This window comes from Clostridium luticellarii (genome assembly GCF_002995845.1).
Lineage (GTDB): Bacteria > Bacillota > Clostridia > Clostridiales > Clostridiaceae > Clostridium_B > Clostridium_B luticellarii.
Genome location: NZ_PVXP01000048.1, coordinates 1 through 25725 on the forward strand (window position 1 = coordinate 1; position 25725 = coordinate 25725).

A 25725-nucleotide genomic window follows, 5' to 3' on the forward strand; every position below is an offset into this window, starting at 1 on the left:
ATGTAATGTTATATCATAATTAAATGAGAATAATTTAATAGGGACTTGAAAATTATGCGGATAGGAAGGTAAAATAATGAACAGTACTAATATAAGAGAAATAATGAAAAAAATATGCTTCAAAAAAATACAGTTAATATGCAGTGAACATACAGAAAGAGAATTTTTATGATAATTCACAGCAAAGTTTGTCCCTAATGAAATGTATAGTTGTTAAATCAATTTATTGTAACATATGTGTGAAAATTGTGAAAATTATTTAAAACAAATTGTCTGATATAAATAAAATATACTATTACAGTAAAAAAACAATATGCTAAAAATTAAACTCTTTTCGCCATAATTTTCTTTGACATATTTCCCCAAAAGTCTACAGTTCTTACTTCATATTTGAATTTTTTTGAACTGCTTCTGCATATAAATTGCCCCAACAATTGTTTTTTATCTCCACCATATTTCCTCTGAACCGAGGAAGAATATATCTCTTTTCCATTGCAGTATAATTTATAACCAGCTGCATTTTTAGTTGTTTCCCACTTAATCAAATCTTTATTATTAACTTCTTCAACCTTAATCCATTTAGGTGGATCAGGTTTTTTATCATGAATTTCATGTTGATACAAATACCTTCTATAGGCCCTGTGAAATCCACCATTTATATTGTTGGGACTGTAGTAATGGCTATATGAAAAAGTTATCATGTCATCTACAAATTCATTTTCAGATCTCATTTGCTTTATAAATCTTTTTATAGGAGCACTGGACCAGTCAGTATGATCAAAAGTCTCTATGTTGGCCCAGAATAGAATTTCTTTTCTTGACTTCACAGCCTTGCCGAGAGCACTGAACCAATCTTTTACCTCTGTTATATGAAGACCGCCTCCACCTACTGAGTCCTGAGGACAAAATATATCTCCTTTTTTAAAATTAACGAATTTAAAAAAATATCTCCAATTATCTGCATAAATTTGGGGAGTTGAATATTTTGAATTCATAAAAGGTGATATCATAAGGGGAAGTCTTGCATTATTACTCTCCATATAGCTTAAATTTATATTTACAGCATTAGCTAATATTTTGAAGTCTTTTCGACTTTTGAAATTAAGATTATCCACTTCATATACCCAATACCATCCATAAAAAGCATTTTTATATTTTTCATGATATTTTTTATACAATTCCTCGACCACCAAATTCCCATTTTTCATCTGAGTATACAGCCATTTAGAGTTTTTAGGCCCTATTTTCCACCACCCGCTGTTATAATCAATTCCCAGAAACACTTTAAAACCGGCTTTTTCACAATTTCTCAAACACATATCTACTACATCATATGCACCTATTTTACTTCCATTTTTTATTGAGGTTTTGTATATTCTCCTCACATGTTGATTTTGGACAATAAAAGTATTCATAACAATATATTTCATTCTAACTTCCTTTAAATACGAAAGCTCTCTCTGCCATTTCAAATCATCCCAGTCCATCACCATGTCCGGTTGAATAAATGTACCGGATACCTGTGGAAAGTATTTCTTTTTTATTTCATCATAATAATTGATAAATCTATAAAAAAATTTATTAGTCATGTTATAATTTTTCACCAGACTTTCAAGGATCTATATCTCATATAAAATGAATATGATCTTCCCCTATTTTATAGAACATCATTGAAATATTATCTTAAACCAATGCACTTTTAACTTGCTCTGGAATATTATATACCAGGATATAAAATAGGCCTTATATCCCTAACTTTCTAAAAAAAAGGAGATAATAAAATGGATAACAACAACTTTTACCCCGATTCTACCTGTAATGCTAGAGTTATAAGTGCGGACACACTTACAGGAGCTAAAAATTATCCTTGGACTCAAGGAGAATATAAAGTTCCAAAGGTACTTGCAGAACTTGTAATTCAGATAGATTCGGAATCGAAAATTAAACTTAATGAACCTTCTTATGAAATAAAAAGAATTGAAAAACAGATATTTTTAACTCAATGCAGATATATCGCTCCAACTGACAAGGTATTTATTGAAGGATATATAAGAAAAAATATAGAATATGCAGTAAGAGAATGTACTACGAATTCCGGAATAGGTGGTGCTATTAAAGATACTACGGTTCACATTCCAATCAAAGCTTATACCCAGGTAAAATTTGAAGATTTTCCTGAAGTTTCTCCAAATTTTCCTCCTCGAGTAGCCAGATATTTTGATAAAAAGAGAAAAGGAAAAAATATAAGAGAAGCTGACAGGTCAAATATTGAAATTTTCAATGAACCTGTTTTTTGTGAGCTTGAATGGTCAGCAATTTTTGATGCAGATATAGACGACAAGGGAGTTCCAATTGACGGCTTCTGCAATGAAGAGGAATTTCAGGAATTCACAGATAAATCAGTTGTATATCTGTGCTTGAAGTTACTCCAGAAACAGCAAATTTACTCTCCTTACGACAGCAAAGATGATAAGTGCAATACTAGAAATGGAGTTAAGAAATCATTCAAGAAACCATCTTCTGCATCAAATTCTGATTGGAATTTTCCAATTAATGAAATACTGAAAAAGAACAATAATTATTAATATAAAGTCTGTCTTACTTTTGAGGAACGGCTCTTAAGTAAGGCAGCTCTGTTATTTATAGTATTACAAAGTCAACAAAATACTTTTGAATGCATATTATACATAGAAAGTAAAATTGGAAGTGATATGAATTTGAATAAAGATGATAAAGATAAGGAAATATTGGAGGTACAAGTTGACCAGAACACCTCCAAAAGCAAAGACGACATCCCCCAAAAATCTACAGAAATCAGTTTTAAAAAGATTATGGAATGTAAAAGCAGCCTTGTAAATCCGGAAATAAATATTGGACTTTTTCCTGTAAAGATTCCCGTTATCATAACAGAATTATTAGTTCATATAGATATTGAAAGCAAAATAAACCTTCCAAAACCCGCTTCCTATATAAAATCCATCAAAAGAAAGGTATTCATTAAAGAATGTAACCTAATTTCAAATATAAACAAACTTTTTCTAAATGGTGTTGTAAAAAAAAGTATTGAATATTCAGAAGCCGTGGATGGAAGTGCCTCCTCAATGGAAGGACAGATAAAAAATATCATAGTAGAAATACCTTTCAACTGTGTTACAGAAATAAAATACATCATCGATCCTGTAGTTCCTAAAAAAAACTATAAAAATGGAATAAAAGTATACAGTATTCAGAGCGGCGAACAGACCTTCTATGAAAGTTACAGTGAATCGGATAAAATATTCTGTGAAGTTATTCATGCCAGCTTTGAAGAAGTAAACATAGAAAAGAACAAAGGCAGTTATACCCACCTTGATAAAAAGGATACATTCAGAACGATAAATCAAAAAATGTTTATGCACCTGAATATAAGGCTGATTCAAAACCAGAACATCTATGTGGCAAGCAGACTGCACTGACAGGCACTGATATTTCCTCCAAACTAAATATTTCATTAAGGGCTTTATCACTAACTGATGAAGCCCTTTAATTATATTTTAAATTATGATATATTTTCTTCCTGAAAATAAAAAATTTACAATATGGTAATATTTTCACCACGATTTTGTAATATACCAGCAGGAAAATATATATAAACAGATAACTTTATATGTTCATGCACTAGCGTTAAGAGAGGAGGATTTTTAAACAATGAAGAATATTTTAAAAAAGCTCCAGATATTGTTTCTGGCATTATTTGTAGTACTTGGGAGCGGATCCGGATCTGCGATTGCGGCAGAACAATTCAGCAGTACCGCCAGCGGCAGCTGCATTCTGTCAAATTATTATTCAAGACGTGATATAGTTCAATCAATTCACAGCTACCAGCTTCAGAACAACACAAATACCGTAGATCTTCCTGCCAATACTGAAAAATCAGGTAATTGGGCAGGCTACGTGGCTACACCTGCTTCCCAGGATGATGCCTATACAAGTGTTTCTGGAAGTTGGACAATCCCAAATATCTCAGCCAACCAGCAGAATGCTTTAGCTGCACAGTGGATAGGTCTGGGAGGAGTGAACTCTGAAGATCTTCTTCAAATGGGAACCATAGAGGAAATAGAAAATGGACAACCTATTGCAAATGTATTTTGGGAAAAATTGCCGGATGCTTCCCAGAATGTAATGAGCATCCCAATTGGTTCCGCCATCAGTGTAACCATATCCAAGGTATCGGATTCCACATGGAACTTGACTTTTACTGCAGTTACACCTGAAGGAGAAACTGTGAACAAAACCATATCCACCACCCTTGATTCTTCTTATGAACAGGGAATTGGTACGTCGGCAGAATGGATCAGTGAAGATCCCTCCAACCAGTACAGCCAGCTTCTGCCTTTGGCAAATACGGACACAGTAAAATACCAATCCATGAAAGTCAACGGAAATTCACTGAATGATTCCAGCAATAACGTCCATCCTGTTGCCATGGTATCAAAGAGTGGAAATATTGCAATATACCCTTCTGAAATCGGCACAGACGGTGAATCATTCACGACAACTACTAACTCCACTGACACCAGCGATACCAGCAGCATACCAAATTTCAGACACAGACCCAATAGTTTACCGGGTCATGTTTTAAGATATCCCGGCGGTTATTCCCATTACAGACAACCGGCGGCAGCTGCTGCCTATTAGTCAGAAAAGAGGCTGGATAATTATCAATGGCTTCCTTTTCGAGGTATAAAGCCAAAAAATATCATAGTAAATAACATAAAAACAGCATTATTATTCACAAATATAATGCTGTTTTTATATATTTATTAAATATATTTGTATCTAGAATATTTGTTATCCAATTACAGAACATTATAAGCAGTATTGGGGTTGGATTTCCTGCTGCAAAGTATATTATATCCTTCAGTGCAGCTTTTTTTATAAAAAGATTACAAAAACCTATTGACTTTGACATTATGTGAAAGTTTAATATATAATTAACCACTTCGAAGAGGAATAATACTTAGGAGGATTTTATGTATACTATAGGTCAATTTTCGAAAATTGGAAGAGTTTCCACCAGGATGCTCAGATATTACGATAAGCTGGGATTGATAAAGCCAAGTTTTATCAATCCTGAAAATCAATACAGATATTATGAAAAACACCAGGTAAAGGATATATTGAAAATAAATAAACTCAGAAGATACAGATTTTCATCAAATCAGATAAAACAGATTATGGAAGATAGTACCAATACCACTTTGACCATATTATTGTCAAAGCAGATACACGAAATTGAATTTCAAATACAGTCTTCTAAGAATATTCTGTTTGAATTAAAAGATTCTTTAAATAAATTAGAGAAAGGTGAAGATATAATGAATTCAAAGCGAAATTTCAATATTTCAGTAGATACCTTAAAGAACACAAGGGTTTTGAGTCTGAGAGATACTATTTCAATGGACAATATAGGAAATTTAATCGGTAAAGTCTTCGAAGCTGTCTCCAGTAACGGCTTATCTATTAAGGGAAACATAATGACTCTGTACTATGATGAAGACTTTGATCCAAATAATGCGGACATAGAGATCTGCATACCTGTGGACAGAGAATTGAAAACGCCCCAAATATCAACAAGAATTCTAAAAGGAGGCCTATACTGCCATACCACCTTTATAGGTCCCTATAGTGAAATTGGTGAATCCTACAGGGAGATTCTGGACTGGATTGACAAAAATTCCTACAAAATAATTGGAGCCCCCCATGATGAATATATAAAGGGTCCCGAATCCAAATGCAGCCCCGATGAATTTATAACAGAGGTCTATTTTCCAATAGGCAGGAAATAAAAGCTTCAAATTGATTCTTGGTTTTTGGTGAACTTTGCCCATATAGAAATATAAACTGGTTTCTTCCAAAAGATAGAAACCAGTTTTTTGATTAATCCAACAGTATTAAATTGATTAAATCAATAAAAAGCTGTAATTGTCTTTAAGAAAATTGAGTATTACATTGGCAATCAGGGAATGTCCATACAAATTAGGATGAATACCGTCTATACACAAAAATCTATTGTAGTCATCTTGTTTGAGAATTTCCGATCTCACATCAATCAAAGCAGTTTTTGTCCTATGGGCCACCTCTGTGACCATTTCACTGTACGTTCTGTGCCAATTGTAAATTTTCTCTTCCGATCCCAGCCATTTTAGAACATTTTTTTCAGCTGTCTTGTCTCCCCTTGTAATCCAATTGAAATATCTTTTATAATCCAGGGGAGGAAGTGTCATAAGTATCGGTGTTATGCCGGATTTTTCAAATGTACATATCATATTGGACAGTATATCGTGAAAAGTTGAAATATCCGTCTTGGGCTTGTGATTGGAATCAGGATCCTTTGCTATATCCTCCCAGTTAAAATCACAGTCATTTCCGCCAAATTCTATTAATACAATATCTGGTGTTTTCTTTATAACATCATTGTACATTTTTTTTATGCCTCTTTTAATTGTACTTCCAAACCTTCCTGAATTGCATACGGTGCCTTTAATATGTCTTCCAACTAGATTTGCAAAGCAGTTCTTCAGATTTGAATATCTTCCCCTGCTGCTGTCATATACAACTCCTTCTGTTATTGAATCACCAAAAGCAACTAAACTATAATTCTTTTTTGTTTCCATATTGTTACCTCCCTTAAGATACAGGAAATTAAATTTTTCAATTTTTATCCAGCAATAAAATGCCTTAAAGATGTCTCCTGGATTTTGAATCCCCTCATTAAATAATCAACATAATTACTCTTTATTACTCTTTTGTGCCTGAGTACAATTACTTATACCAATATATTACTACATATATAATCTTATTTCAATATATAGTTTAAAAAGCTACATGATATTATAATAGTGTATTCATTTAGTGAATTTTTATGCAGATACTCTTTGATGTCTAATTTCAATTAATGATATACTAATTTAAAATTTGACACAGATAACTATCTACTTTATAATTTAATTACATTATGGAAAAAATAAGGAAGCGAAAATCAATATGTTAAATATCATCAAAACCGCAGTCATAACTATAATAATATCATTTATATCCGGGCTGCTGCTGGATTATTATAAAAATTGGGCACCTAAAATATTATGTACCATAAAAAATGGTATACCTTTAAAGATAGATGGTAAAAAAATTTATCAGTATATTATAAATGTAAGCAATGTGTCAAGCAAAATAGTTCATGATTTAACTTTAAATATACAGAGTTCAAAAAATAATTTAAGAATCAAGAATGCAAAAATAACAAAGGGTTTAAAATTCGATTCTTCAATAAAGGATAATATTTTAGATGTGTATATACCTTTTTTAAGCAAAAACGATAAATTTTCAGTTATATTATATGTAGAAAGTCAGAATGCGGTACAGGGTAAACCTTCTATCGTAATCAGATCACCTGAAAAGTTCAGACAAATAGACTCTATAGAACAAAAGGGATTTCTACAGTCAATAAAAAAAGACAATGCAGCACCTCACAAGGTAAAAGATGATTTTACACGACCTATGAACAGAATATCAGATACTAAAAAAACAATAAATAGAAAACCTCTTAAGGGTAAAAAAGCAATTATACTCACTGTGTCAATTATCCTGGTCATAATTGCAGGAGCTTTAGGAAAATCATACCTGAAGGGTACCTCTGCCAATACATCAGCTCCTGACGGAAAAAACACGGTTCACAAACAGTCTACAGACACAACAAATGGATCAGATAAAAATGCAGATACTTCCACAGGTAAATCAACTGGAAATACAGGTAACTCAACCACTGGCACGGGGAAAAGTACAGACACAAATACCCCAACTTCTACAGATGGATCAGATAAAGATACAAATACAAAAACATCCACCGATGACTCAACCAAAAATACCAATACAAAGACATCAACAGATACATCAACTGGAGATAAAACCTCCAGTACACCATCAAATACATCAAATGGAAATTCAAGCTCCAGTTCATCTACAGAGAATTCATCCGGAAATTCCAGTTCTGACACATCAACGGAAGATTCATCCGGAAATTCTGGCTCCGATTCATCAACAGGAGGAACATCTGGAAATACCGGCAATTAATATATTTCCCAAGTTCTGCCTATATAAAGAATACTATAAGCAGTCAGTGCTGCTTATGGCGTTTTTTTTCCTGCACAAATCCTTGTATCAGCTTAACGATCACTATGCATATTTTATAAATATCACATATTTGAATTGTAGTCCGCATCCTTGATAAAAGTTCCATTGTCAATTTCTTCAAAAGCTTTTTTAAGTTCCTCCCGGGTATTCATTACAATGGGACCTCCCCAGGCTACAGGTTCTTTGAGAGGATTGCCTATAAATATCACAAAACGCATTCCATCCTTACCGGAGCGGATCTTAACTTCTTCTCCTTCGGTAAATAAAACTGCAGTTTTATCATCTATACGCTCTTCCCTGCCTTCATTAAAATATCCATATCCTCTAAAAATATATACAAACACAGTAGATTTAGCTTCCGTTTTAACGGACCATTCCGTTTCTTTTACCATATCCACATCCAAAATGCCAGCTTTTACATACTCTCCGCTAAAAGCTCCTGGAGTGTTTTCGTAATATCCCGATATTATTCTCACGGTAAAATCTTCTCTTTTCACCTCAGGTATACTGTTCCTGTTTATATCATGATATTTGGGAATACACATCTTATTCTCTCTGGGAATATTTATCCAAAGCTGAAATCCAAACATTTTCTTTGAAGGCTGCGGCATTTCCTGATGAATTATTCCACTTCCGGCAGTCATCCACTGACAGCAGCCGTCTTCAATAATACCTTTGTTGCCAAGACTATCTCCGTGCTCGATTTTTCCACTTATCAGATAAGTCACAGTTTCAATTCCTCTATGCGGGTGCCATGGAAATCCCTTAATATAATCTTCTGGATTTTCTGAATCAAAAACATCCAGCATCAGAAAAGGATCAAATTCCTCAACTGTATCCAGTGCCAGTACACGTAAAAGTTTCACTCCCGCACCATCCTTTTGTATGTTTCCCTTTACCATTTTTCTTACAGCTCTAACTGACATATTGTTACCTCCCAAATAATGTTATAATCTATAAAAATTATCTACAATAATAAAAATCTACAATTTAAAAATCCGAAGCCTATAGGCATTCATAGCTGTATTTCCCAGCTGCTCCATCAATTTATAATTGGCATATGCCCCTATTGCTGCTCCAATTCCAGGAACAATCTGCAGCATTTTTGCAATATCAATATAATCTCTGTATTCCTGTTGAAATGTCTTCCAGTCAAAATTATCCTTGTTCTCCGGAAGTGATGTTTTACAATAATTATCCCAATCCGATATTATATCATAGACTTCCCTTCTTCTGTTTTGACTTGAAAAAGCTATTTGAAATATATAAAGTATATACAATCGCTCCCTGTAATTTTTTACATTGAAACTGTAGATACCGGCAGCATCAAATAAAAATTTCATTTTCAGCCCAAGAAGAATTGGAAAATCCGCCAGGCCCACTATAATCCCAGCTCCGCCAGTACCTGCTCCACTTACTGCAGCTGTATTCCTATAAAATTTCATTTTTTTCCTTACCAGATCTTCTCTTGATTCCAGATTCATGTTATAAACAGGGCTGCCGGAAATATATTTATATCCATATATAACTGTCTTAACCATATTTTCTATGGATTTTGTAATTATGTGCTGGCCCTTTTCAGGAATAAATCCGTTTAATTTATCCTGTATTTTTTTTGTAAAATCATTTGTAAAACCGGGTTTACCGGTCATTTCTTTTCTCCATTGTAACATTTCCTCTAGAGCTCTATCTTCATATAAACTCATTTAAATTTCACCATTCCCATTTTATCAAAATTCAGCTGCCTATAAAATCAAATATCTTTATAAAAACTTCCTATCATTTCATGTCCTAATATTATGGCAAATATAAGATAAGTAAAAATACTGTTTTTAGCTAAAATTAATACAAAGTTCTGTACAATAAATTCTGGAAGTAAGTTTTTAGAAAATAATACTAAGTACGTAGAAAACAACGCTGCAGGAACACACATCATAATCAATCTGTCCCAACTTATTTTCCAGCTTCCAGATTTTCTAGTTTCTTTAATAAACCCTTCCATTCCTAAAATTACACCCACTGCAGCTGCCAGAACAATGGAGACAACAATATAAAAGACATTATATTTGAAATCACTGTTTCTATAGGACACAATATAATTTTCCATGGCCGCAATGGCATATACTGTAATTAAAATTCCAATTAAATACAGCACATATTTTCCGCACTTTCTCAAATCATGATCCCCACCCTACATAGTATATAATTTTATATTACTATTTATTATTAATTTCAGCAACATCTTGTAAGTATATTATCACAGTATTATAATATATGTTACATGCTTTCCCGGGATAAGAACAATATATAAAAAGGTCGTAGATAAAATGGAAATAAGTGAGGATTTAAAAGAAATTCTGCTTCAGATGCAATTGAGGGAAATAACTGAAAGACAAATATATATAAATGTCTCTAAAATCACAAAAGATGATAACAACAAAAAAATACTGTTGAAAATAGCAGGAGATGAGGAAGAACACTATAAATTCATAAAGACATATACAGGCACAGAAATTTCACCAGATAAAAAAAGGATTTGGTTTTACTCCGTCATAGCAAGGCTGTTTGGTTTTACTTTTGCCGTAAAACAAATGGAGGGAAGGGAAAATGAGGCTGTCAAAGGTTACAGCTATGGTAAATTGTCAAAATCTCTTCCTGAGTTTTCCAAAATATCGGAAGATGAGGAGAAACACGAATTTCTACTTCTGGACATGCTGGATGAAGAAAAGCTTAAATATATAGGATCCATAGTGCTTGGATTAAATGACGCACTTGTAGAAATAACAGGCAGTGTTGCAGGTTTTACACTGTCTATGGCAAATACAAAAATAATTGCACTGTCTGGAATAATTACAGGGATATCAGCTACCCTTTCCATGGCAGCCAGCGAATATATTGCAGAGAAGGCTGAAAATACAAAAAATGCCTTAAAATCAAGTACTTATACCGGTGTTTCCTATCTGATAACTGTTATTTTACTTATAATTCCCTTTCTTCTTATGCCCGGTGATATGTATATACAAGCACTTGTCGTAACTCTTGCAATAGCTGTAATTATAATATCCATATTCAACTATTATATATCCGTAGCTAAAGGATTCAATTTCAAACAGCGATTTATTCAAATGGCCGGAGTAAGTTTAGGAGTTGCACTTTTTTCTTTCCTTGTAGGTCTCATTGTAAAAAATATACTTGGAATAAATCTATAAATAATGGACAGCTTATAAAAAAGCTGTCCACTATTATTAATTATTATAGGAAAATTCGTCCGGGCGCTCTCACATCCAATTCAAAGCACAAAATTTGATATTTGAACTCTGGCATATGAATACGCACCTAGATAAGTTATTCCCCTAAAGGATAACGTATTCTAAGTGCTAAAGACACTAGGAATACTGTTAATAAGATTCAGATGGAGGAAAGCATTCCTTATGAGCAAACTCCATTTAAATCTAGTAACCACTCGATGATTCGTTTAAAATTACATTCTATTTGCAGCTATTTCCTTATAAGTTTCAGAATTTTTTTCCATTTCTTCTGCAACATAATTTACCAGATCCACAGTTCTGCAGGAATAAGCCCATTCATTATCATACCAGGACACCACTTTTACCATGTTGCCTGATGCCATAGTTGAAAGTCCATCTACTATAGAAGATCTGTCATCTCCCTTATAGTCTACTGATACCAGCGGTTCTTCGGAATATCCCAATATTCCCTCCATAATTCCCTCAGAAGCTCTTTTAAAAGCTTTATTTACCTCTTCAGCGGTAACAGATTTTGAAAGCTGACATACCAGGTCAGTAACGGAAACCGTAGCTGTAGGCACTCTAAAGGCAATTCCATTTAATTTTCCCTTTAAATTTGGAAGTACTTTTGCAACCGCCTTAGCCGCTCCTGTAGTAGTTGGGATTATAGACTGCCCTGCTGCCCTTGCTCTTCTTAAATCCTTATGGGTTTTATCCAACAGTCTTTGATCGTTGGTATAAGAATGAACTGTAGTCATAAAACCATTTACAATACCGAAGTTTTCATCCAGGATCTTTGCAAAAGGAGCCAGGCAATTGGTCGTACAGGATGCATTTGAAATAATCTCATGGGACTTTACATCAAACTTTTCTTCATTTACACCCATAACTATGGTGATATCTTCCTCCTTGGCAGGTGCCGTAATTATAACTTTTTTTGCTCCAGCTTTTATATGCTTGTATAAACTTTCTCTAGTTTTAAATTTTCCTGTAGATTCTACAACTATATCCACATTTAACTTGTCCCATGGCAAATTTTCAGGATCATTTTCCCTAAAGATCTTTATTTCAGAGCCATTCACAAACATGGAATCCTTTCCTGCTTTTACATTTCCTCTAAACCTGCCATAACACGAGTCATATTTAAAAAGGTGCACAAGGGTTTCATCATCCGCTCTGGCATTGATTGCCACAATATCAACAGTTCCCTTCAATCTCTCCTGGGCAATCCTCAAAACCAATCTTCCTATTCTCCCAAAACCATTAATTGCAACTTTTATAGACATTACTTTTTCCTCCCATAAAATATTTACCTATTATTAAAGTTTATTTTTCTTATATATGTTGCTTATATTAATAATTATATGCTTTATTTATTGTATATGCAACATATATGCTACATTATTTATATCAATAATGCTCATATATGTCAAATTTACTTTTGTGCAGGAATGTTATAATGAACTGGTATGAACAATTTTTTACTATTTATGTTTCACATTTCAGGCATTTAATCCAGTTTACTCAGTTTTACAAAAGCATGAATTAAAAACTACCTTGACACAAAATCTCTATTATTATATCATTTAAAGGGTAATGGCAAGCTCATAACCTTTCGTCTAAAACGGATGAGAGGTTTTTACTTTAAAATAAATGGGAGTGAAAAAAATGACCAAAGTAAGAACCAGATTTGCGCCGAGTCCAACAGGATATATGCACGTAGGTAATTTAAGGACTGCTCTCTACACATATTTAATAGCAAAACACGCTGGCGGAGATTTCATACTCAGAATTGAAGACACAGACCAGGGAAGATTTGTAGAAGGCGCTTTGGATATAATCTATAATACATTAAAAACTACAGGCCTTAAACATGATGAAGGACCCGATGTAGGCGGTCCAGTGGGACCTTATATACAGAGTCAGAGAACCGACATATACTTGAAATATGCAAAAAAACTCATAGATATGGGAAAGGCTTATTACTGTTTTTGTACAAAAGAGAGACTTGATACATTGAGAGCCAGCTCTGAAGCATCTGGAGACTATAAATATGACAAACACTGTCTTCATCTTTCAGAAGGAGAAATAAAAGATAAACTTGCTTCCGGAATACCTTACGTCATAAGGCAGAATAATCCTGAAACCGGTGTTACAACCTTTCATGATGAGATTTACGGAGACATATGCGTGGATAATTCGGAATTGGATGATATGATACTCATAAAATCCGATGGATACCCTACCTATAACTTTGCCAATGTAATAGACGACCACCTTATGGGAATCACCCATGTAGTCAGAGGCAGCGAGTATCTGTCTTCAGCTCCAAAGTACAACAGATTATATGAAGCTTTCGGATGGCAGATTCCAACATATATTCACTGTCCTCCAATAATGAAGGATCCTCACCACAAGCTGAGTAAAAGAAATGGCGATGCATCTTTCCAGGATCTCATAGAAAAAGGATATCTTAAGGAAGCCGTTCTAAACTACATAGCCCTTCTAGGCTGGAATCCCGGAGGCGAAAAAGAAATTTTCAATCTGCAGGAGCTGGTAGAAAAATTTGATTACAGAAATATAAACAAATCTCCTGCCATATTCGACACCGTAAAGCTGAAATGGATGAACGGACAATATATTAAAAATATGCCTTTAGAAGACTTTAATTTTCTTGCTCTTCCCTACTATAAAAAAGTCATTTCAAAGAAGCTGGACTTTTTGAAAATAAGCAAGCTGCTTAAGACCAGAGTTGAAGTTCTCAGTGAAATACCTGATTTTTTGGACTTTTTTCAGAAACTTCCGGATTATTCTGCGGATATGTATATTCATAAAAGAATGAAGACAAATTTACAGAATTCACTGATCACCCTTGAAAAATTTCTTCCAAGATTGGAATCACTGGATCCCTGGACCTTTGAAAATATAGAAAAGTGCTGTATGGATCTGGTATCAGACATGCAGGTTAAAAACGGAGTAGTACTCTGGCCTGTGAGAACAGCACTTTCAGGTAAAAAATCCACTCCCGGCGGTGCTTTTGAAATAGCGGATATTATAGGGAAAGAAGAATCCATAAAGAGAATAAAAACTGGAATTGAAAAATTAAAAAAGGCAAATCAATAAAATTGTTTTCAAGTTGAAGACTAAATTTTTTCTTCAATCATCTATTACCTGGGTTTTCATATTCAATACATCTATCTATGAAAATCCAGGTGTTTTTTTCTATGAATTTTTATATTCATCCAGCTTCGATTCTCTTATAAATACTATTTTGGAAAATAATATGACAATGTTGTTTTCAATTATAACAAATCCTTTCCCTGTACCTGTGACCATCTTTTTCGAGAGATATTTGAACTTTCCCTGGCCCCTCGTCTGTATGCACACCCTTTTACCAACCAATGCGGCAAAATAATCACTCAGGGATTTTTCCAGGGAACAGCAGTATGTCATATCATCTTTTTTAGAATGCTCTTCCATGTATACTGGTTCAGGAAAATTCATTCCAACTATATTTCTTACAGGTATTACTATGGTTTCACCTTCCCCGTTTTTACATTTGGCCAGATTTTCATCTGAACATATCAAATTTATCTGTTCAAACATACAGTTTTCATCGCCATCAGTGCATATGTCAAATTTTTTATTCACATATCTGTTCAATAAATTTTTTATCTCCTCACTGCATGCTGAAAAACCTGCACCTTTTGTTGGCATCTCCCTTGTCTCTTTTGAGTCCAACTGCTTTATGCCGTCTGTATCTACTCTCTCCTGTTTTACATTCTGTGTATCTTCAACATTCTTACTTGAACTTTCCACAGCTCTACCATCCCGTTTTATGCTGTTGGCAGCTCTGCCGTCCTGACTCATATTTCTATCATCCGGCAATTTCTTATCGGGTTCCTGGCCTGACTTTTTAATCTGTTCCTGTGCCCTTTTTAGTATTTCCCTGTGGATTGGATTTTCACCTGTATTTTGGGATTTTCCTCCATCAATTTGTTTTATGGATTTTTTGTCCACGAAATCCTCTTTGCCTTTGCCTCCAATGATATTTTTCTCTATAAACCCAATCAAATCTTTCAAATCCTCATATTCATCGTAATCACGGTGATGATCTTTATCATGATGTGAACCTTCAAAATGCCTTCTATCATACTTTTTTATTCTCTTCATATATTTAGGAAACATATATAAAGCAATCTGCATCAAATCATCCATGTCGTTCCTGGATCTTCTCAATATTGTTACCTCCACAATTAAATAGCTATATTATCAGGATATGAAACTCCATGTAATATTGCAATCAAGTTATATCCAGGTTCAAAGAATTGGAGCTGAAGAAATGAACTCCCTTCCAAATAAACAAGTTTTTATTATTTCACTTGTCTACCTAGAAGGGAGCATATCAAAAATTGATTATACGGCAGTCTCCACAATTTAAAATCTATTTCTGTATTTTCATCACATTTATCCTATTCACCCTTTTAGGAAGTATGGAGGATCCGGGGCCTCTCTGTTTAACTTGCTCTTCAGGTATACCCATTTCTCTTGCTATGAGTTTTCTGACCCTAGGACCGCAAAATGCCCCCTGGCACATACCCATGCCGGCCCTTGTACGGCGCTTGATTCCATCAATAGATACTGTCTTTATTGGTCTATTTAATGCATCTACAATTTCCGCTTCCGTTATCCTTTCACATCTGCATATAATATGTTTTTCAGGCTCTTGTGCATTTATATCTCCATGAAAATCTTTATCCTTTTTTACTATAATAGGTTTTCTATAAGGATTAAAATTATCTTTTTCCTCCAGCTTTACTTTCTCACTCAATATATTTACTACTTCCTCTGCTATGGCTGGAGCAGAAGTAAGTCCCGGTGAATCTATACCCGCTACATTTATAAATCCCTCTACTTTGGTCTCTTCTATTATGAAATCTCTGGTACTGCTGGTAGGTCTCACTCCTGCAAAAGAAGTTATAGCTTTTTTCATGTCAAAACCTTCTACAGATTTTCTGGCGGTTTCAACAATGTAATTCAGCATTTCCTCATTCGTATTCACATCTTCCTTGTTCGAAACCTCCTGGGCGTTTGGGCCTATCATCAGATTGCCATGATAAGTGGTAGTTACTAAAATTCCCTTGCCCTTTTCCGTAGGCACCTGAAATATTACACTGTTTACCAAATAGGACTGATCCTTGTTAAAAAGGACATATTCACCTTTTCTTGGAATTATATGGAAATAATTCAAGCCAACCATATTGGATATTTTATCACTGTAGACCCCTGCTGCATTTATTACATATCTAGCCTCTATTCTCTCCTGGCTGGTAACTATTTCAAAATAATTTTCCTTTCTATTTATGCCTATAACTTCATTTTCAAGTTTTAAATCCACTCCATTTTCCACTGCATTTTCTGCCAGTGCTATGGTGAATTCATAGGGAGAACAAACTCCCGAGTCTTTACAGTAGAGAGCCCATTTAACCTTATTATTGACATAGGGCTCCATCTGTCTTACCTTTTCGCCGTCTATTATCTCCATTCCCCCTACACCATTTTTTATACCATTATAATACAACTTTTCAAGATGTTTTTTCTCTTCATCTGAAAAAGCTATTACGAGGGAACCTGTTTCTCTGTAGCCAAAATTCAACTCCCTGTTTAACCTGTCATACATCCTATTTCCCTTTACGCACAATTTAGCCTTTAAAGTACCCGGTGTGTCGTCATATCCTCCATGTACTATACCGCTGTTGGCTTTAGACGCCCCACAGGATACATCATCCTGTTTTTCTATCAGGCAAATTTTTAATTTATACCTGGAAAACCTTCTTGCAATGGCTGAACCTTCCACTCCTGCTCCTATAATGGCAATATCGTACATATACAATCCTCCCATATATTAGACTAGACGTTTATTTGGGCCTCTTTCCCCAGATACTGTTTATTATTTTCAAGCATTGGGCTTATTTGATTATCTATAAAATCCACCACCTGACCTGGTGCCCTTCCAACAAATTTTTCAGGACTCACAAGAGACGCTATCTCTTCTTTTTTCATTTTGAAAAATGGATCTTTTATAATTCTTTCCAGAAGATCATTTTCCTTTCCCTCTGATTTCACCCTTTTAGCAGCTTTCATAGAATGAATCCTGATTCTCTCATGAAGTTCCTGTCTGTCCCCTCCTCTTTTAACAGCTTCCATTATTATATTTTCCGTAGCCATAAACGGAAGTTCCTTAAGTACATGGGATGCAATTGTCTTTGGATAAACCACCATATTTTCAGATACATTCATGTATAAATTCAAGACTCCGTCCAGTGCCAAAAATGCCTCAGGAAGAACTATCCTCCTGTTTGCAGAATCATCCAGGGTTCTTTCAAACCATTGAGTCGAAGCAGTTATGGCCGGATTCAAGGCATTCACAATTATATATCTGCACAGAGAACCCATTCTCTCACATCTCATAGGATTCCTTTTATATGCCATGGCTGAGGAACCTATCTGATTTTTTTCAAAAGGTTCCTCCATTTCCTTCATGTTTTGAAGTATCCTGAGATCATTGCTGAACTTATAAGCACTTTGTGCTATTTCTGAAAGAGTATTTAATATTATGGAATCTAGTTTTCTGGTATAAGTCTGTCCTGTAACCATAAATTCCTGACTGAATCCCATTTTCTCCGTTACCATTTTATCCAGCATTTTTACCTTTTCTTCATTACAATTAAATAGATCCATAAAACTGGCCTGAGTTCCCGTAGTTCCTTTTACTCCTCTGAATCTGATTTTATCAATGACAAAATCAATATTTTCTATATCCAAATATAGATCCTGCATCCAGAGAGACGCTCTCTTGCCAACTGTAGTAAGCTGGGCAGGCTGAAGATGTGTAAATCCGAGAGTGGGAAGATCTTTGTATTCAAGTGCAAAATCCTTGAGATAATTTATCACATTCAGTATTTTCCCTCTCACTATGTAAAGTGCTTTTTTCATAATTATAAGATCTGTATTGTCCCCTACATAACAGCTGGTTGCCCCCAGATGTATTATTCCCTTGGCCTTAGGACACTGAAGTCCATAGGCATATACGTGGCTCATCACATCATGACGTACTTCCTTTTCTCTTTTTTCTGCATCCTCATAATTTATATTTTCCACATTGGCTTTTAATTCATCTATTTGTTCAGAAGTTATATTGAGCCCAAGCTCTTTTTCACACTCTGCCAGAGCCACCCAAAGCCTTCTCCATGTCTTAAATTTCATCTCATCGGAAAACAGATAGCTCATTTCCGGAGAAGCATATCTTTTATTAAGTGGATTATTATATGTATTTCTCATTGTAAAATACCTCCGTACGCATACTGTAATTTGATCTTTTTCATTCATATTATACCATATATTAGCTTGATATTATATTGTTATATTCGTAGAGTTTGATAAAAGTATTCAAATCGTTCTATTTTACAAAATCACTAATATACTTTAATTAATAAAAAGTATATTATATGGAGGTGAATTTTATTGAGACGAAGTAAGTTGAACATTTACTGGCTCAATAAATAAATTATGTATAAATTCAGTATAATAGACAAGACTTCCTTGATACTAATTATCATAGGTGCGATAAATTGGGGGCTTATAGGTTTATTTAATTTTAATATGGTTGAAATCATATTTGGTGAACCTGCCAATTTAGTCGGAAGAATAATATACATACTAATAGGTGTGGCAGGTATTGACATGATTATGCTGCTTTTCAAAACCAAAAACAGCTGTAAATAAAACAGAAGACCCAAAAGTCTTCTGTTTTATTTACAGCCAATTTTTAAAATACAGTAAATCAGGAACAGTCTGATTTTACTGTACTTTAAAAATATCAGATATTTTTAAATCTCTACAATGTTTCCAATGAATTTATCAATTTTATAATTTCTTCTATAGCAAGTGATTCATCATCACCTGATGCTGTTATTTTCACAGTGGAATTTTTGGTTACCCCTAATGAAAGTACACCAATTAAACTTTTTATGTTTGCCTTTTTTCCATCAAATTCTATGGATAAATCAGATTTAAATGAAGAAGCTTTCTTAACCAATAGTGTTGCAGGTCTTGCATGTAATCCTGTGGGGCTTTTAACTATAACTTCCCTAGAAACCATTTAATTCACCTCTATCTTAGTTTATTATTGTATAACACATCTCAAATTCTCTTAATTATTATACCATTTTTTACTCATGTGTGGATACTGATTTTTCATATTTCAGCATAAAAACCTATATTATTTTAGCTTTGACACAAATTGCCCTATTCTGTCCAGTCCTCTTTTTATATTTTCCATGGAAGTAGCATAAGACAGTCTCACGTATCCATCTATCCCGAAACCCAGTCCAGGTACCACTGCAACTTTTTCTTTTTCAAGCAGCAGGCTGGAAAATTCAAGTGAATTTCCTATGCTGTGCCCATCAATAGTTTTTCCGAAAGTTTTTGATATATTCAGCATTACATAGAAAGCTCCTTCTGGTTTTAGACAGGAAAGTCCCTCAATCGAATCTATTTTTTCTATCATATACTCTCTTCTCTTTTTGAATTCATCCATCATATTCTCAATTTGACTGTTCTCTCCATTTAAAGCCGCCAGTGCAGCATATTGTGCAATAGAATTTGGATTTCCAGTAGTATGGCTTTGAACATTCGACATTAATTTGATTATATCCTTATCTGCAGCACAATACCCTATTCTCCATCCTGTCATAGCATATGTTTTGGAAACTCCATTTATAACAATTGTTCTACTGTAAGCATCCTGAGATATTCCTGCTATACTGACATGTCTCCTGTTTCCATAAATGAGTTTTTCATATATTTCATCGGACAAAATCGATATATCCTTTTCTCTGGCAAAATCAGCTATTTGTTTAAGTTCTTCTTCTGAATAAATGCTTCCTGTTGGATTATTGGGACTGTTGATTATAATCACTTTAGTCTTATCAGTGTAAGCCTTTTGTAAATCCTCCACAGTATATTTAAAATCATTCTCCTCTTTTGTATCCACAAATACAGGAACTCCTCCTGAAAGTCTGACCAGCTCCGGATAACTCACCCAATATGGAACAGCTATGATAACCTGATCTCCAGGATTTAACACAGCTTGAAATGCATTGCAGAGGCACTGCTTTGCACCTGTGGATATTATAATCTGATCTGTACTGTACTCCAATCCATTGTCCACTTTAAATTTTTTAACAACAGCTTCTTTAAGCTCTAAAATTCCAGAAGCAGGCGTATATTTTGTATATCCCTCTTTCATAGCAGCTACAGCAGCTTTTTGAATATTTTCCGGAGTATTGAAATCTGGCTCCCCAGCTCCAAATCCTATTACATCAATTCCCTGAGATTTCATTTTTTTAGCTTTTGCAGTTATTTCCAGGGTTATAGATGGTTGAATTTTTTCAGCTTTTTTTGACAATATCATTTTTATTCCTCCCTTTATTCAATTCACAATACACAATTAGTGAAGATTTTCAGCTCCTTGAAACCAATATCACACCTATTATTATAAAGCCAACTCCCAGTATTCTCATAAGAGTTATATTTTCTTTGAATACAAAATAGGAGAACAGCATGGTTATTATATAACCTAAGCTCACCATAGGATATGCATAACTCAATTCCACTTTGCTCAAAACTTTTATCCATAGTAAAAAGCTCAATCCATAGGATATAATTCCACACATTACAGGAATATTTTTTAATATAGATAAAATACTGGGCAGCAAATATTTTAAGGTAAAATCCAGCTGTAAATTTACAGCACCATATTTTACAAGTACCTGCCCCATAGCTCCTAAAAATACCGATGCCAATATCAATGAAATCATGCTCTTATCCCCTTAAATTTAAATGCCAGATATTTTAGCGTGAAGTAGAAACAGCAAACAAACACAAAGGTTTCAGGAAAAGCGTATCTTCCCTGCCCCTCAGTTACAAAATAAACACAGGTAAACATGAAAAATATCACCATAAGGTATAATTTAAACTTATCCAACAGGTGGCTTTCACCCCTGAATACACTTAATATTATCTTTAAAAAATATATCAATATGTACATTATAGCAGGTAAAAAAATCAAGACTCTTATAAAATTACTGTACAGAAATATTGAAGCATTCATATCATGGCTTATTCCACTGCCATAGGTGCTGTACAGTATATCGTCCCCAAATAAATAAGTATTGAATAGCCTTTTGAAGCCCAGTTCCATGAATTCTGCCGGATGTGACATTATCCATTTTTTTGCAGCATTACTCAGCATTTTATTCTGCTGGGTCCTATTGGCATTTTTATACTGGCTGGTTTTCACAATAGAGTTCTCAACCTTGCTTGCATCCATCCACCTTCCTCTATTATTCTGTGAATTGTTGTTTATGTACAAGACTATGCCTCCGTTATTGGAGACATATGTAAACTGGCCCATCAACTTCGTATTTCTGTATATCCAGGGTGAAATGACAACTGCACACATTACAAGCACAACAAGAGAATTTCTAAGAGATATCAAAAGCTTTTTATACTTCAGAAAATCAACTAAAAATACAGCGAAGAAAAATACGATAAAAAAAGGTTTTATCATTGTGTTTAAACCTGTAAGCAGCCCTATGAAAAAATATTTGTATTTTATATCTCCAAAATAAAGGCAGGTTATAATGAATAATATACTTGTAAATATCAATTCAGTACCCAAAATATTGTTATATACTATATTGCTGGGGAAAAATACAAATATGAAAAATATTATTTTTCTATCTATTTCCCTTAATTTCACTTTAAATAAAATATATTTCAAACATATATAATTTATAAATGTAAAAAGCAGATTAAACAGCTTTGCCGTAAAAACACTGGCTCCAAATAATTTAAATACTCCTGCCAGCACTATGGGATATCCCACCGAAGTATAAGTATCTCCCCATTGCCCACCTCCCGCTATACTCACTGCCAAATTGTAGTAATAATCGAAATCTGAAAATGGAACTGACTTTACAAATATTATCCACAATATAGATAATAACATTCCAAACCCTATTACCACATTATAATATATACTACTGTTATTTCTGTTATCTTCTATATAATCTCCGCTATTCCAGAAATTTCTAATTTCCATATTAACCAATTTCCCTTCTGCTCTATAATTTAAGATATATTATGATTATAACTGCTGCTATCCATAGTATTATATTTATCAAAAAAGGAATATCCTTTTCAAATACATCTTCCGGCTTTCCGCCTATATTTTCTTTGTCCATTAAATACTCATACCTGAATACTCCATATAATACAAAAGGTATGGTAAACATCATGGTCCTGCTCTGTGTGGAGGCAAAAGTATAAAGACAGTAGGCCATCAATATGGACGGGTTTACTATAGTGAGCATTTTATCTATATTCCTCACAGAATATTTTTCCAATATTTTTCTGGAAGAGCTGCTCCTGTCCTTCAAAGTTATGATTTCGCTTTTTCTCTTATTAAGTCCCAGAAACAAGGACAAAAGCACTGTGCACAAAATCAGCCAGGGTGACACTTCAACTCCTGTGGCCAAACTTCCGCTGGCAACTCTCATCACAAATCCAAAAGCAATGGTCATAACATCTATTATGACTAAATTTTTGAGTACAAAAGAATAACATATATTTACCACAATATATATCAAATATATAAATAAAATTCCTGTATTCAAAAAATTATATGAAAAATACATGACTAAAATAAACAATATAATATCCAGAACAATTGCTGTGGTTTTGGATATACGTCCACTTGGAAGAGGTCTGTTTTTCTTATCTGGATGGCATCTGTCTTTTTCAATATCCACAATATCATTCAATATATAAATAATAGAAGAGGTCATACAGAATAATATAAAAGTCATCAAATTATTTTTCAATAAATCATATTCCAGAAAATTTCCTGAAAATATAATTGCTGCAAATACAAAAAAATTTTTAATCCACTGTTTAGGTCTCATAATTTCAATTGCTGCTGTCATAATTTCCCTCCCAGACTATATTTACGCTGCCAAAATTACTGTACACCTTTTTACATTTTAACACAGTATTTTATATAGTCAACATAATCATTTCAAACTCGTATGTAAACTTATACATAAATGGGGACTTGAGATAAATCCACAAGTCCCACATAGAAATTCACTTTTTATCTTGGCTGCACAATAAGCTTTATTGCAGTTCTCTCTTCACCATCTATTTCAATGTCCGTAAATGCCGGAATACATATTAAATCGATTCCACTAGGTGCCACAAAACCCCTTGCAATAGCTATAGCCTTGACGGATTGATTCAACGCCCCTGCACCTATAGCCTGTATTTCAGCCGCCCCTCTCTCTCTTAAAACTCCTGCTAATGCTCCTGCCACTGAATTTGGACTTGATTTTGCTGAAACCTTTAATACTTCCATAATAAACCTCCTATATATTATAATAATATCTTTATTTATTATTGTTGATAAGTATACTATTCTACAAAAGATCAAAAATTCCTTTTAGATTTTGTAAAGGTTACAAAATCTAAAAGGAATACTCTTCTATGTTATAAAAATTTCATCACTATTATTTTGCATATTCAATTGCACGAGTTTCTCTAATAACATTTACCTTAATCTGACCAGGATATTCTAGTTCTTCTTCTATTTTCTTAACTATCTTCCTTGCCATTTCAAAGGCCCCTGCATCATCAATATCTTCTGGTTTAACCATAATTCTAAGTTCTCTTCCCGCTTGAATGGCATATGACTTTTCTACGCCCTCACATGTATTTGCTATTTCTTCCAATTTTTCCAAACGTTTAATATAAGCTTCCAATGTTTCTCTTCTAGCTCCAGGCCTTGCAGCAGATATAGCATCCGCCGCTTGAACAAGCACTGCTTCTAAAGACTGAAATTCTACATCTCCATGATGAGCTGCAATGGCATTTACAATTGTTGGCGATTCCCTATATTTTTTAGCAACTTCTGCACCTATAATGGCATGAGGTCCTTCCATTTCATGATCCACGGCTTTGCCTATATCGTGAAGCAATCCAGCCCTTTTGGCTACAGATGGATCTATGCCAATTTCTGAGGCCATAAGACCTGCTAAATATGCAACTTCTATAGAGTGCTTTAGGACATTTTGGCCATAACTAGTCCTGTACTTTAACCTACCTAATAACCTTATTAATTCCACATGAAGACCATGCACACCTGTTTCAAAAGTGGCCTGCTCTCCCTCTTCCTTAATATCGCTTTCCAATTCTTTTTCAGCTTTTTCAACCATTTCTTCAATTCTAGCCGGGTGTATTCTCCCATCAATTATAAGCTTTTCCAGCGCTATTCTCGCCACTTCTCTCCTTATAGGATCGAATCCCGACAATATCACTGCCTCAGGTGTATCATCTATAATCAAATCCACACCTGTCAAAGTTTCAAGAGCTCTTATATTCCTGCCTTCCCGCCCTATTATTCTTCCCTTCATTTCATCATTGGGCAGAGTTACAACATGTACTGTGGTCTCAGCTACATGATCCGCAGCACATCGTTGAATGGCACAAGTTATAATTTCCCTGGCTTTCTTATCTGCTTCTTCTTTAGCCTTTGTTTCCGTTTCTTTAATCATCATAGCAGATTCATGTTTTATTTCTTTACTTACTTTTTCCAATAAAATACTTTTAGCTTCTTCTGAACTTAATCCTGATAATCTTTCAAGTTCTTCCCTTTGTTTTTGATATAATTCATCTACCTTTGCCTGTAACTTATTAATTTCCTGCTGTTTTTTCTCCAGACTAATCTCTCTTTTTTCAAAAGCATCATTTTTTTTATCAAGTGATTCTTCCCTCTGTATTAATCTTCTCTCCAGCCTTTGTACTTCATTCCTTCTATCTCTAGACTCCTTTTCCACATCATTTCTTAATTTATGAATTTCCTCTTTAGCCTCTATTATAGCTTCTTTTTTTCGGGATTCAGCTTCTCGCATAGCTTCATCCTTTAATCTATTAGACTCCTCTTGAGCCTGTGCTTTTATAACATTTGCCTTATTTTTAATAATACTAAATTGAACGAACAAGGCAGCAGCTATTATTATACCAGCAATAATCTCATATATTATTATGGAATTCACATGAACACCTCCTTTGCTCCTATTTTTAAATCTATATCACAGTTAAATATGCAAGCATAGAAAAGGTGTCATATTATTCAATTGGCAATTCCTAAATATATGATAAACCAGAATTTGTCTTAATTTTATAT

Annotated in this window: 24 protein-coding genes; 8 read left to right on the forward strand and 16 right to left on the reverse strand. The window is 34.0% G+C overall.

All coding sequences use genetic code 11. The annotated features are described in order from the left end of the window. Positions 1-323: 323 nt before the first annotated feature. Positions 324-1589, reverse strand: coding sequence for a DUF4434 domain-containing protein (locus CLLU_RS13395; protein ID WP_106010293.1), 1266 nt, complete (start codon positions 1587-1589; stop codon positions 324-326). Between the two features lie 192 nt (positions 1590-1781). Between CLLU_RS13395 and CLLU_RS13400 the strand changes: the two genes are divergently transcribed. The 4 genes from CLLU_RS13400 (at position 1782) to CLLU_RS13420 (ending at position 5828) form a co-directional block, all read left to right on the forward strand. Next, positions 1782-2585 (forward strand): CsxC family protein, encoded by an 804-nt coding sequence (locus CLLU_RS13400; protein ID WP_106010294.1) that lies wholly within the window; start codon positions 1782-1784, stop codon positions 2583-2585. A gap of 126 nt (positions 2586-2711) precedes the next feature. Beyond that, positions 2712-3455 (forward strand): CsxC family protein, encoded by a 744-nt coding sequence (locus CLLU_RS13405; RefSeq protein WP_106010295.1) that lies wholly within the window; start codon positions 2712-2714, stop codon positions 3453-3455. Positions 3456-3687: 232 nt separating this feature from the next. Then, the gene (locus CLLU_RS13410; protein WP_106010296.1) at positions 3688-4677 is read left to right on the forward strand and encodes a G1 family glutamic endopeptidase; all 990 of its coding nucleotides are present in this window, start codon (positions 3688-3690) and stop codon (positions 4675-4677) included. Between the two features lie 335 nt (positions 4678-5012). Beyond that, a complete protein-coding gene (locus CLLU_RS13420; protein ID WP_106010298.1) occupies positions 5013-5828 on the forward strand; it encodes a MerR family transcriptional regulator in 816 nt (271 codons plus the stop codon). 114 nt (positions 5829-5942) lie between these two features. Here CLLU_RS13420 and CLLU_RS13425 read toward each other — a convergent pair whose 3' ends face one another. Next, positions 5943-6656: an SGNH/GDSL hydrolase family protein gene (locus tag CLLU_RS13425; RefSeq protein ID WP_106010299.1), complete on the reverse strand. Its 714-nt coding sequence runs from the start codon at positions 6654-6656 to the stop codon at positions 5943-5945. A 370-nt stretch (positions 6657-7026) separates the two neighbouring features. Between CLLU_RS13425 and CLLU_RS13430 the strand changes: the two genes are divergently transcribed. Continuing rightward, positions 7027-8112: a hypothetical protein gene (locus tag CLLU_RS13430; RefSeq protein WP_106010300.1), complete on the forward strand. Its 1086-nt coding sequence runs from the start codon at positions 7027-7029 to the stop codon at positions 8110-8112. A 122-nt stretch (positions 8113-8234) separates the two neighbouring features. Here CLLU_RS13430 and CLLU_RS13435 read toward each other — a convergent pair whose 3' ends face one another. The 3 genes from CLLU_RS13435 to CLLU_RS13445 are packed head-to-tail and all read right to left on the reverse strand — an operon-like array spanning position 8235 to position 10348. Further along, the gene (locus CLLU_RS13435; protein ID WP_106010301.1) at positions 8235-9098 is read right to left on the reverse strand and encodes a pirin family protein; all 864 of its coding nucleotides are present in this window, start codon (positions 9096-9098) and stop codon (positions 8235-8237) included. A 57-nt stretch (positions 9099-9155) separates the two neighbouring features. Next, positions 9156-9878: an EcsC family protein gene (locus tag CLLU_RS13440; protein ID WP_106010302.1), complete on the reverse strand. Its 723-nt coding sequence runs from the start codon at positions 9876-9878 to the stop codon at positions 9156-9158. 47 nt (positions 9879-9925) lie between these two features. Further along, positions 9926-10348: a hypothetical protein gene (locus tag CLLU_RS13445; RefSeq protein WP_106010303.1), complete on the reverse strand. Its 423-nt coding sequence runs from the start codon at positions 10346-10348 to the stop codon at positions 9926-9928. A gap of 151 nt (positions 10349-10499) precedes the next feature. Here CLLU_RS13445 and CLLU_RS13450 point away from each other — a divergent pair, with 151 nt between their 5' ends. Next, positions 10500-11381 (forward strand): VIT1/CCC1 transporter family protein, encoded by an 882-nt coding sequence (locus CLLU_RS13450; RefSeq protein ID WP_242977638.1) that lies wholly within the window; start codon positions 10500-10502, stop codon positions 11379-11381. 272 nt (positions 11382-11653) lie between these two features. Here the strand turns inward: CLLU_RS13450 and gap are convergent, their stop codons facing one another. Next, positions 11654-12706, reverse strand: a complete 1053-nt coding sequence (gene gap / locus CLLU_RS13455; protein ID WP_106010304.1) for a type I glyceraldehyde-3-phosphate dehydrogenase — start codon at positions 12704-12706, stop codon at positions 11654-11656. A gap of 382 nt (positions 12707-13088) precedes the next feature. Here gap and gltX point away from each other — a divergent pair, with 382 nt between their 5' ends. Continuing rightward, positions 13089-14543: a glutamate--tRNA ligase gene (gltX, locus tag CLLU_RS13460; RefSeq protein WP_106010305.1), complete on the forward strand. Its 1455-nt coding sequence runs from the start codon at positions 13089-13091 to the stop codon at positions 14541-14543. A gap of 99 nt (positions 14544-14642) precedes the next feature. On the opposite strand, the gene CLLU_RS13465 is transcribed toward gltX, so the two are convergent. The 3 genes from CLLU_RS13465 to purB all read right to left on the reverse strand — a co-directional run bounded on the left by CLLU_RS13465 (position 14643) and on the right by purB (position 18761). After that, positions 14643-15659, reverse strand: a complete 1017-nt coding sequence (locus tag CLLU_RS13465) for a hypothetical protein (RefSeq protein ID WP_106010306.1) — start codon at positions 15657-15659, stop codon at positions 14643-14645. A 205-nt stretch (positions 15660-15864) separates the two neighbouring features. Continuing rightward, positions 15865-17307, reverse strand: coding sequence for an NAD(P)/FAD-dependent oxidoreductase (locus CLLU_RS13470; protein ID WP_106010307.1), 1443 nt, complete (start codon positions 17305-17307; stop codon positions 15865-15867). Positions 17308-17330: 23 nt separating this feature from the next. Further along, positions 17331-18761, reverse strand: coding sequence for an adenylosuccinate lyase (purB, locus tag CLLU_RS13475; RefSeq protein ID WP_106010308.1), 1431 nt, complete (start codon positions 18759-18761; stop codon positions 17331-17333). A 228-nt stretch (positions 18762-18989) separates the two neighbouring features. Here purB and CLLU_RS13480 point away from each other — a divergent pair, with 228 nt between their 5' ends. Beyond that, entirely contained in the window at positions 18990-19205 is a 216-nt protein-coding gene (locus CLLU_RS13480; RefSeq protein ID WP_106010309.1) for a DUF378 domain-containing protein, read from the forward strand. A gap of 112 nt (positions 19206-19317) precedes the next feature. Here the strand turns inward: CLLU_RS13480 and CLLU_RS13485 are convergent, their stop codons facing one another. The 7 genes from CLLU_RS13485 to rny all read right to left on the reverse strand — a co-directional run bounded on the left by CLLU_RS13485 (position 19318) and on the right by rny (position 25594). Then, the gene (locus tag CLLU_RS13485) at positions 19318-19581 is read right to left on the reverse strand and encodes an HPr family phosphocarrier protein (RefSeq protein WP_106010310.1); all 264 of its coding nucleotides are present in this window, start codon (positions 19579-19581) and stop codon (positions 19318-19320) included. A 120-nt stretch (positions 19582-19701) separates the two neighbouring features. Beyond that, positions 19702-20895 carry a pyridoxal phosphate-dependent aminotransferase gene (locus CLLU_RS13490; RefSeq protein ID WP_106010311.1) on the reverse strand — a complete coding sequence of 398 codons (1194 nt, stop codon included), beginning with the start codon at positions 20893-20895 and terminating at the stop codon, positions 19702-19704. Between the two features lie 49 nt (positions 20896-20944). Continuing rightward, positions 20945-21301 carry an SMR family transporter gene (locus CLLU_RS13495; RefSeq protein WP_106010312.1) on the reverse strand — a complete coding sequence of 119 codons (357 nt, stop codon included), beginning with the start codon at positions 21299-21301 and terminating at the stop codon, positions 20945-20947. Further along, positions 21298-22587, reverse strand: a complete 1290-nt coding sequence (locus tag CLLU_RS13500; RefSeq protein WP_106010313.1) for a hypothetical protein — start codon at positions 22585-22587, stop codon at positions 21298-21300. The genes CLLU_RS13495 and CLLU_RS13500 overlap by 4 nt, the downstream gene beginning before the upstream one ends. 22 nt (positions 22588-22609) lie before the next feature. Then, a complete protein-coding gene (locus CLLU_RS13505) occupies positions 22610-23470 on the reverse strand; it encodes a decaprenyl-phosphate phosphoribosyltransferase (protein WP_106010314.1) in 861 nt (286 codons plus the stop codon). A gap of 167 nt (positions 23471-23637) precedes the next feature. Further along, positions 23638-23898, reverse strand: a complete 261-nt coding sequence (locus CLLU_RS13510) for a stage V sporulation protein S (protein ID WP_106010315.1) — start codon at positions 23896-23898, stop codon at positions 23638-23640. A 151-nt stretch (positions 23899-24049) separates the two neighbouring features. Continuing rightward, a complete protein-coding gene (rny, locus tag CLLU_RS13515; RefSeq protein WP_106010316.1) occupies positions 24050-25594 on the reverse strand; it encodes a ribonuclease Y in 1545 nt (514 codons plus the stop codon). Positions 25595-25725: the final 131 nt, after the last annotated feature.

Bases quoted from the DNA above. Each gene is read 5' to 3' on its own strand.
- CLLU_RS13430 (WP_106010300.1), top strand. From the start codon at position 7,027: ATGTTAAATATCATCAAAACCGCAGTCATAACTATAATAATATCATTT.
- CLLU_RS13450 (WP_242977638.1), top strand. From the start codon at position 10,500: ATGGAAATAAGTGAGGATTTAAAAGAAATTCTGCTTCAGATGCAATTG.
- purB (WP_106010308.1), bottom strand. From the start codon at position 18,761: ATGAGAAATACATATAATAATCCACTTAATAAAAGATATGCTTCTCCG.
- CLLU_RS13395 (WP_106010293.1), bottom strand. From the start codon at position 1,589: ATGACTAATAAATTTTTTTATAGATTTATCAATTATTATGATGAAATA.
- gap (WP_106010304.1), bottom strand. From the start codon at position 12,706: ATGTCTATAAAAGTTGCAATTAATGGTTTTGGGAGAATAGGAAGATTG.
- CLLU_RS13505 (WP_106010314.1), bottom strand. From the start codon at position 23,470: ATGACAGCAGCAATTGAAATTATGAGACCTAAACAGTGGATTAAAAAT.
- CLLU_RS13485 (WP_106010310.1), bottom strand. From the start codon at position 19,581: ATGGTTTCTAGGGAAGTTATAGTTAAAAGCCCCACAGGATTACATGCA.
- CLLU_RS13400 (WP_106010294.1), top strand. From the start codon at position 1,782: ATGGATAACAACAACTTTTACCCCGATTCTACCTGTAATGCTAGAGTT.
- CLLU_RS13510 (WP_106010315.1), bottom strand. From the start codon at position 23,898: ATGGAAGTATTAAAGGTTTCAGCAAAATCAAGTCCAAATTCAGTGGCA.
- CLLU_RS13425 (WP_106010299.1), bottom strand. From the start codon at position 6,656: ATGGAAACAAAAAAGAATTATAGTTTAGTTGCTTTTGGTGATTCAATA.
- CLLU_RS13490 (WP_106010311.1), bottom strand. From the start codon at position 20,895: ATGATATTGTCAAAAAAAGCTGAAAAAATTCAACCATCTATAACCCTG.
- gltX (WP_106010305.1), top strand. From the start codon at position 13,089: ATGACCAAAGTAAGAACCAGATTTGCGCCGAGTCCAACAGGATATATG.
- CLLU_RS13405 (WP_106010295.1), top strand. From the start codon at position 2,712: ATGAATTTGAATAAAGATGATAAAGATAAGGAAATATTGGAGGTACAA.
- CLLU_RS13470 (WP_106010307.1), bottom strand. From the start codon at position 17,307: ATGTACGATATTGCCATTATAGGAGCAGGAGTGGAAGGTTCAGCCATT.
- CLLU_RS13495 (WP_106010312.1), bottom strand. From the start codon at position 21,301: ATGATTTCATTGATATTGGCATCGGTATTTTTAGGAGCTATGGGGCAG.
- CLLU_RS13500 (WP_106010313.1), bottom strand. From the start codon at position 22,587: ATGGAAATTAGAAATTTCTGGAATAGCGGAGATTATATAGAAGATAAC.
- CLLU_RS13410 (WP_106010296.1), top strand. From the start codon at position 3,688: ATGAAGAATATTTTAAAAAAGCTCCAGATATTGTTTCTGGCATTATTT.
- CLLU_RS13435 (WP_106010301.1), bottom strand. From the start codon at position 9,098: ATGTCAGTTAGAGCTGTAAGAAAAATGGTAAAGGGAAACATACAAAAG.
- CLLU_RS13420 (WP_106010298.1), top strand. From the start codon at position 5,013: ATGTATACTATAGGTCAATTTTCGAAAATTGGAAGAGTTTCCACCAGG.
- CLLU_RS13480 (WP_106010309.1), top strand. From the start codon at position 18,990: ATGTATAAATTCAGTATAATAGACAAGACTTCCTTGATACTAATTATC.
- CLLU_RS13440 (WP_106010302.1), bottom strand. From the start codon at position 9,878: ATGAGTTTATATGAAGATAGAGCTCTAGAGGAAATGTTACAATGGAGA.